At 67.6% G+C, this 7996-nt stretch carries 10 protein-coding genes; 1 reads left to right on the forward strand and 9 read right to left on the reverse strand.

All coding sequences use genetic code 11. The features are described 5' to 3' along the window. The 8 genes from ACWCSU_RS51170 to ACWCSU_RS51205 form a co-directional block, all read right to left on the reverse strand. On the reverse strand, positions 1-1599 hold the full coding sequence (locus ACWCSU_RS51170) for a replication initiator (RefSeq protein ID WP_449944562.1): 1599 nt from the start codon (positions 1597-1599) through the stop codon (positions 1-3). Next, positions 1592-1792 (reverse strand): hypothetical protein, encoded by a 201-nt coding sequence (locus ACWCSU_RS51175; RefSeq protein ID WP_449944565.1) that lies wholly within the window; start codon positions 1790-1792, stop codon positions 1592-1594. The genes ACWCSU_RS51170 and ACWCSU_RS51175 overlap by 8 nt, the downstream gene beginning before the upstream one ends. After that, positions 1792-3219 carry an FtsK/SpoIIIE domain-containing protein gene (locus ACWCSU_RS51180; protein WP_449944568.1) on the reverse strand — a complete coding sequence of 476 codons (1428 nt, stop codon included), beginning with the start codon at positions 3217-3219 and terminating at the stop codon, positions 1792-1794. Before ACWCSU_RS51180 ends, ACWCSU_RS51175 begins: the two co-directional genes overlap by 1 nt. A gap of 86 nt (positions 3220-3305) precedes the next feature. Next, complete coding sequence (locus ACWCSU_RS51185; RefSeq protein ID WP_449944570.1) at positions 3306-3632, reverse strand: hypothetical protein; 327 nt, start codon at positions 3630-3632, stop codon at positions 3306-3308. After that, a complete protein-coding gene (locus tag ACWCSU_RS51190; RefSeq protein WP_449944573.1) occupies positions 3629-4039 on the reverse strand; it encodes a plasmid replication, integration and excision activator in 411 nt (136 codons plus the stop codon). Before ACWCSU_RS51190 ends, ACWCSU_RS51185 begins: the two co-directional genes overlap by 4 nt. Positions 4040-4160: 121 nt before the next feature. Further along, positions 4161-4877, reverse strand: a complete 717-nt coding sequence (locus tag ACWCSU_RS51195; protein ID WP_449944576.1) for a GntR family transcriptional regulator — start codon at positions 4875-4877, stop codon at positions 4161-4163. Positions 4878-5164: 287 nt separating this feature from the next. Further along, positions 5165-5497 (reverse strand): hypothetical protein, encoded by a 333-nt coding sequence (locus tag ACWCSU_RS51200; RefSeq protein WP_449944579.1) that lies wholly within the window; start codon positions 5495-5497, stop codon positions 5165-5167. Next, a complete protein-coding gene (locus tag ACWCSU_RS51205; RefSeq protein WP_449944581.1) occupies positions 5494-5673 on the reverse strand; it encodes a hypothetical protein in 180 nt (59 codons plus the stop codon). The genes ACWCSU_RS51200 and ACWCSU_RS51205 overlap by 4 nt, the downstream gene beginning before the upstream one ends. Before the next feature lie 362 nt (positions 5674-6035). On the opposite strand from ACWCSU_RS51205, the gene ACWCSU_RS51210 reads away from it, so the two are divergent. Next, on the forward strand, positions 6036-7259 hold the full coding sequence (locus ACWCSU_RS51210) for an XRE family transcriptional regulator (RefSeq protein WP_449944584.1): 1224 nt from the start codon (positions 6036-6038) through the stop codon (positions 7257-7259). Here ACWCSU_RS51210 and ACWCSU_RS51215 read toward each other — a convergent pair. Further along, positions 7237-7800 (reverse strand): NUDIX hydrolase, encoded by a 564-nt coding sequence (locus tag ACWCSU_RS51215; protein WP_185845329.1) that lies wholly within the window; start codon positions 7798-7800, stop codon positions 7237-7239. The genes ACWCSU_RS51210 and ACWCSU_RS51215 overlap by 23 nt on opposite strands. Positions 7801-7996: the final 196 nt, after the last annotated feature.

Here is a 7996-nt window from a genome sequence, read left to right on the forward strand (position 1 = left end):
TCAGGCCGCCTCCTCGCTTGTCCATGAGTCTTGGCCGTCCGCTTCGGCTTGGAGCCTGGCCATGTGGGCTCGCCAACGTTGACGCTCGGCGACCGACCGCAGCAGGCGCATGGCCAGCGGGGCGACGTTGACGTCTCCGACCGGGACGGGCTTCCAGACGTAGCGATGCGGGTCGGTAGGTTCGTTGGCTTGGCCGAGGGCTTCCAGGACCCAGGTACGACGGTCCTGCTTGTGCTCGGCGAGGGTCTTGTTGGACCACTTGCGCGAGACCAGGACGCGACGGCCCGCGTAGCCGAGGTGGTTGGGCGTGTGCGCCTTGCTGCGGCAGCGACCAGGAGCCATCCCCGGCTTGGCACCCTTGGGCTGAACTCCGTAACGCAGCCAGTTCGGGCAGGCCGGAGAGCACGGCTCGAAGCGCAGCGCCTCGACCATGCGGGCGGCATGTTCCCGTTGGGCAGGGTTGTCGACGTTGAGGTTGTCACCGAGTGACTTGGTCAGGTACTTGGACAGGTAGCGGATGCACTGGTCGGCGTCCTTCGTGCCGGCGAGCATGCCCTTGACGTCCACCTGCTCGCCGAAGCGGATCACATGCAGAGGCTTGGCCTCTTCGTCGGAGTCGAGGTGGTCGAGCGCCTGTTGCCAGGTGGGCAGGACCTCGCCGGTACGAGGGTCGAGGTAGCCGGTGCCGTCTTCCCAGACGGGCAGGTGGTCACCGTCGAAGCGCACTTCGTCGACTGACGGCCACCACACCTGGTGGTACGTGGCTGCCGCGATCTGCTTGACCTCAGCCCTGGGAAGGGTGCCGCGGATGGCCATGTGAAGATGCGGGGCCAGGCGCTTCTGAGGTTCCACCGTGGCGAAGTACTGCACGTCAAAGCCAGCCACCCGGCGAAGGTTCTGCACGAACCGGTCGACCAGCTTGGAGAAGTGCAGAGCGTCCCGAGCAGCCCGCGCGTAGTCGTACGTCGCGGGATCGACGGGTACGCCGTCGCGAACCTTCCCATAGGACGGCAGCGTGAGCGTGACGAACATCGAGGGCCGGTAGAGCTTGCCGTCCGAGCTGGTGAACGTCCGTCCCAGCGTGGTCGGTGCCATCCTGCGGCGAGGCAGGTTCGGCGCGTCCTGCCGCCGCCTGGTCGAGCGGGTGCGCTTGGGGACGGTTCGCCCGAGGACGTTGCCGCGCATGCCCGCCTCATTGATCTCGACATCGACGCCCTCGATCGCGGCATCCCAGTCGGCGGTCTCCTCGCCGAGCGCCGCGGCCTGGTCGCGACGGGCCTGGAGGTCGGCGCGGAACTCGACCAGCCACCGCTGATCCTCGTTCGGGGGGTCCGGCGTGATGGCCGGCTCCTGGTCGAGGTGCCAGCCTTCGCGGCACTGAGCCCTGCGGAGCTGTCTGTTGCGCTTGGCGCACGACGGGCACTTGGCTTCCAGGGGAGCCCCGCACGGCACGTCCACGATCTCCCAGCGGCCCGTGTGGACGTCGAGCCGCTTGAGCGGGATGGGCCGGATGCAGACGCCGTACTGCTTGGCGACCTCCACGGCCACCTCACGGGCCAGCGGCATGGTCTGCCGTACGGCGCGAGGCAGTTCAGCCATGGACACCTCCCTCGTCCTCGGCCAGGTCGGCGCAGAGCCGGAACAGGCCGTTGTACGGGTGCTTGAGCGTTCGTGGGTGGAGAAGGGTGAAAACGCGCAGTCGGGGCAGGTCGCGGAAGGTGAGCAGGACCATGAGGGGGCGGGCCGCCACGAGTTCGAGTTCTTCGGCCGTCCCGTGAAAGCAGACCTTCATCAGGCGGCGTCCTTTCCGGCGGTGAAGGTGGCGGCCATGTCGCGGATGTCAATGTCGGAGACGTAGGCCGCGCGAACCCTGATGGGGTCGGGTGAGGTTTCGAGGCGGACGTAACCGATGCCCGCTCCCCGCTCAGGGACGGGGGAGATGTGGTCGGCCAGGGCGCCACGGTCGCGCGCTCCGTCGCCGAGGACCATGTCCACTTGCTCGGACTCGTCCAGGCGAAGCGCGATCTTGTCGGGGAAGAGGTTGCGGATGTTCATGACCTCCTTGCGCGGGTCCTGGAGGGCGGCCATGACACCTACGCCGACCGCGCGGCCCTGCGTGGTGAGCGTGGCCAGCGCGGCGCAGATGCGCTGCTTGAGTTGGCGATCGGCCTGGTACGCGGTCAGGAACGCCACTTCGTCGACGACCACCAGGACGAACGGGTCCTCCACGGTCGGTGTGTGTGAGCGCTGAAGGCCGGCGAACCGGGAGGCGCGTTCCTGCATGACGTTGACGGCCCGGTCGAGTAGGTCGGCGCAGTCCTCAGGGGTGGCCGCGTACCGGTCACCGAACAGGGCACGGCCGTACGACAGTTCCATCAGCTTGGGGTCGAGCGCCCAGATCTCGACCAGCCCCGCCTGGACGGCGGGGAGGAGTCCGCGGATCGTGGACCAGATGATCGAGCCCTTGCCGGCCCCGGTGGCACCGGCGACCAGCACGTGTGTGCCGTGCACCTTGAGCCGCCACGGCCGCCCGTCCTCCTGTTTGCCGACCTCGACCGGCCCCACGGTGGGGACGTCGGGCAGCGGCAGCGCGTCGAGTGGCACGGCAAGCGGATCAGTACGCGGGAAGGTGAGCAGGAGCCGACCTCCCTTGGTGACCGCCACTCGGCAGGAGGCCGCACCGAAGCCCTGCGCGAGATGATCGAGCCGGTCGGACCAGTCCTTGACCGACTGCCCCTTGAGCATGTGCACGGTGACCAGGTCGGCCCAGGCCGTGCAGGTCACCTTGCCGAGTCGAGGGAGGTAGTCGCGTCCCCACAGGTGCCGACCGAGCCCTGAGATGATCACGACCGGTTGCCAGTGTCGCCGGTACACCCAGACGAGCCGCCACCAAGCCAACAGCCGCAGCCCGATCAGGCGAGTGAAGCCGCGCCGGTCGGTGATGGCCCAGGCGAGCATCCCCGTGGGGACCGGCATGAGCAGGAGAAGCGCGGTTCGCCATCCGTACACCAGGGTGAGGGCAACCGGCGTCAGGGCGATGAGGGCGGCGACGGGATGCCGCCACAGCGTCCGGACGCAGCCGGTGAGCACTCGCCAGACGAAGACGATCAGAGTCAGGATCGCAGGAGTCTGGACGACGGCCGGGCGGAAGACGATGGCCGTGTCAGGGGTGGTGGTGACGAGGTTGCGCGCCTCGTCACCGGGCAGCCGCTTGAACATAAGCTGGGAACCTCTCGTGATGTGGAGTCAGGGGAGAACCGAGGGGCCGCCGGAAGTTGCCGCTTCCAGCGGCCCCGCCTTACCTGTCAGGCCGCCGTCTGGTCGACGGCCTTGCCGGTGGCCTTGTCCGCGACCGGCTGCTGGGCGTGCAAGCGCTCGCAGTCGGCGAGGTACTGAGCGGCGGCGCGGTAGATCTCGCGGGCCAAGGCCAGGTCGGCGTCAGTCACCGGCCCCAGGCCCGTGGCCGAGAAGGAGACCTGCGTCTCCGGGGTGCTGAAGGACAGGTACGGGCGACGCTCGTCGATCACTCTGGCGCGCACCCGTACCTCACTCGTGTGGAAGGAGACGTCCAGTCGCGGCGTCTCCTCGGGGGCCAGTGAGACCGTGACGTAGGTGTACGGACCGAGGTTCACGCCGCCACCTCCTTGGAGGCCGGCGTCTGCTTCGCACGCGGCGGGCGCATCCCCGTCGCGCGGATGGAGTAGGCGAGCCGCCCGTTCTGGGCGACGTACGGAGTGACGGTCATCCCCACGAACTCGACCGGTGTGATCGGCATGCCGGGTACGGCCGGCGGAGCGGTGGGCTCGGTCGTGGACAGGAGCTTGACCGTGACCGTCTTCTGGGAAGCCTTCACGGTCGGATCGCCGTCCATGACCGGGATCTGCCAGACCGGCTCACCGGTCGTCTTGTCCTTGGCGTAGACGGTCCTGCCGTTGGCCGAGGCGTCGAAGTCCTTGACCTGCTCGACGTTCCCGATGAGGTAGCAGCCGAGCGGAAAGACCTGCTCGAAGCTGATCGGGATGGGTCCTTGGATTGCCATGTCGTTCCTCTCGGTTGCGGCGACGAGCCCTCATCCGCTCGTCCACTTGTCCGCATGAGTTGAGAGTAGGCTGTGACCACTCGTCCGCACAAGTGGTTGAGCCGGAGTGGCGCGGTAAGAATTACCTCACCTTGTAGACATCCTCAAGCTCATGCAGGCTGCCAGGCAGCGCCAGACTCATGGCCAACAGGACGTTCCCCGCAGGGTCGTGCACCGTCGCCGTCACGCCGAGCACCGGATTGGCCGAGCCCAGCAGCTCGGCCTCGTCCTTCGTAGGCTTACGTGCCGACAGTCGCTCAGTGATGCGATCGAACCGCACATGCTTGACCGCCTGGAGATGCTTGCGGATGCCGCCCCGCAACGGCTCGAGCTTGTCCAGATCGGTCCCTACCGCGATCTCCAGCGGCACCCACACGGTCTCCACCGCCGAGACGAGATCCGCCTGACGGGCCACCCGCTTGCGAACGATCACCGGCGTACGCTCGGCGACCCCGAGCAACTTAGCGACATGCCGAGGCGCAGATACCCGCGCCACCTCGACGAGACTGTCGGCGCTCTCCCCCTGCTCCGCAGCACCCAGGCCCGGACGAACGGTCTCGGCCTCGCGTTCCGGCCGGCCCTTCACGAAGGACCCCCGCCCGTGCTCGCGCTCGATCCACCCCTGCATGGCGAGCGTCTGAAGCGCCCGCACCACGGTGGTGCGCCCCACGCCCAGCTCACGAACAAGCTGCGTCTCGGACGGCAGCATGTCACCGGGCGCGTACTCACCCGACTCGATACGCTCCTGGATCGCCTGCATGACCTGCGCATATTTCGGCGGGGCGAAGTCCATGCTCATGTTAGCCGTCCGTTCACTCTTGCGCTTGTCCGCATAAGTACAGTACCGGCTGAGCCAAGACTTGTCAGGCCATGATTAGGACTCAGAACGCCCCGCCAGGAGGCGTACACACTCCTCGCAAGCGCTCGCGACGCTCGGCATGAACGGCACCTGCCAATCACCGATCACCACGAGCTGAATCGTCTCGCCGCACAACGCCTTGGCAGCGCCACGCACAACCGCGTGCTGCACGAGCGAGAAATTGCGACGCTCCGTCCCCACCCCGCACGACACCCGCCGGCCGGTCATTACTCGACCCCGTCAACAAGATCGGCGATCAACGCCGAATACGGCTGCGCCCTACGCAGGTCCGAATAATGCATGGAGATACGGCGAGCGGCCCGCACCGGATCAATCGCCGGATGCCAGGCATAGATGACGCGACGACGGGCGACATTCCAGCCGGTTCGCCACCAGTAGTGACGACCGTCGCACCACACGACCAGCCCGACCCAGACAGACACCAGGGCGAGCCCGTACCCGTCATGGACATCCGCGCTGATGCCGTTCTGCTCCAGCGCTTCCCGGAGCAGTTCAGCGGAACGACGCGGATCGATCGAGATCACGACGGGGGCCGTCATCCGGCCACCCGCTCGAACCGCACCGAGCCCGCCGCGTCGAGGTAGGCCCGGAAGATCTCGCGCCGGGTGGTCTCGTCCGGCACGGCCCCGAGCCCGTAGACGCTGTGGACGATCCGCCCCAGCACCGCGCCGGCGTCCACCGACATGCCCCGCATGGCCTTGCGCAGCTCATCCATGGCAGTCGCCTGGAACGAGCTCGAACCGCACGTCCCCAGTTCCTCGCCGAGGCCGGACAGAACCCGGACCTCCCACTCGAACGCCTCGCCGGTGGCAGGACCGTGCTCGGCCCCTTCGCAGTGAAGGCACTCAGTGGTGGCCGACGAGGCCGCATCCAACCTCGATGCCGCCACATGCCCACGACGGGTGACGATCTTCCATCCCCGCCCCTCGCATTCTTCGCACCTGACTGGAGTTGTCATGCGGCAGAGCATGAATGGACCAACCGTTTATACATATCCCACGGCGATATACCGTCGAGGCATATAGAGTCCGCCGCACAGCAATGCACAATCTCGGAGTACGAGTTCCGGAGGGTCGCATGCGCGCGAGTGGTTTCCAGCCGATCAAGCTGCCGCCATCGGTATGGGAACGCGACGATATGCGAGAAAGCCTGAAAAACCGCGACATCGCGGGACTGTTCCGCCTGGTCGCCAAATACGGCGGTATCAGTCAGGTCCGCATCGCATCAGCAACCGAAATCGCCCAGCCCCGCGTCAACAAGATCTTCAACGGAACGGCCGGCCCCATCGAAGAACTGGCCGTCTTCGAACGCATCGCCACCGGACTCGGCCTGCCCGACCACGCCCGCATGCTCCTCGGCCTGGCCCCGCTCGACACGGCGTCCCCGACAGGCGACCTCGACGACGAGCACCAGGAGCAGACCGACGAACTCACCGCCCGCCTGGAGGCCGCCGCGGCCGTCGACGACACCATGGTCATGATCCTGCGTACGGACACCAACAACCTCCGCCTCCAGGACCGCAGACTCGGCAGCCTCGCCATCGCCGACAAGATGCACGCCCAGATGGCCCAGATCGAACGAGCCCACCGCCACGCCGTCCGTCCACGCATCCGTGCCCAGCTCGCCCACCTACTTGCCGAAACAGCTTCGCTGGCCGGCTGGCAGGCCATCAACACCGTGGCGCTCAACGACGCGTGGAACCACTACGAACGCGCCAAGGCCGCCGCCCGCGAAGCCGAGGACGCCGCCGTCCTGGCCTACGTCTCCGGCGAACAGGCGTACGTCCTCATGGACCTGGGCCGTCCCGCCGAAGCCGCCGAACTCCTCCAGCACATCCACGCCACCCACCGCGACCGCGTCCCCGCCCGCCTCAACACCTGGCTCGCCGCAGCCGAGGCCGAAGCCGCGGCCATCCTCGGCGACGAAGACGCATGCCGCCGCGCACTCGACCAAGCCGCCCTCGTGCTGCCGGAAGGCGACGGCGACCCGGACATGCCCTACCTGTCCATCAACGTCCACCACTTCGCCCGCTGGCGCGGAAGCTGCCTGCTCCGCTTCGGCGACCCCAGCACCGTCGAGGACCTACGCTCATCCCTCGCCGGAATGGACGGCACCTACAACCGCGCCGAAGCAGGCGTCCGCTGCGACCTCGGCCACGCCCTGCTCGCGGCCGGCGAACCTGAAGCAGCACAGCCTCACATCCAGCGCGCCCAGCAGTTGGCAACCATGACCGGCTGCCGCCGCCAACGACGCCGCATCGAAGAACTCTCGCGAGCGGTCAACCGCGCTCTCGGCCGTTGAGCCGCTGCTGAGCCTGAAGCAACCCGATCAGCGTCCCGGACGTCCATATGTCCCCACGAGCGATCATGTCGGGGATCTCAGCCATCGGCACCCACTCGATCCGATCGGCCTCCACCTCCCCCTCAGGCTTACCGACCAGCTCGGCGCCATGCACGAGGAACAGGATGTGCTCGGAGTCCACCATGCCGGCCATCGGCTGGTAGCTCACCAGGTGCTCGACCCGCTTCGGCCGATACCCGGTCTCCTCCTCCACCTCCCGCACGGCCGTCGCCATCGGATCCTCGCCGGCCTCGACCAGCCCGCCGGGCAACTCCCACCCCCACCGGTCGAACACGAACCGGTGCCGCCACATCAGCAACACCCGATCCTGCTCATCCACGACGACAGCGATGGCAGCCCGATCCAGATGCACCACATGATGCTCGAACCGCTCCCCGCCGGGGATCTCGACATCAGCCATCCCGAGCCGGATCCACCGGTTGTCGTAGATCAACCGCTCGCCATGAACCACCCAGCGCGTCAGCTCAGCGTCATCAGCCACACCGCGAAGCTACCTGCCCACACCGCCGCCGTACATGTACTTCCAGATGACAACCGAGATCGTTGCCGAATAGTCCCTATGAGGATCAAGTGGCGGCGCGGCGCGCCGCCGTACCCCCGGCCCTCCGCCCGCCCGCCGTCCGGGCGTGCGGCCTGGGGGCCGGGCCCGGACGGCGGCGGGGCCCCCGGCGAGCGGT

It is taken from the genome of Nonomuraea sp. NPDC001699, assembly GCF_053596455.1.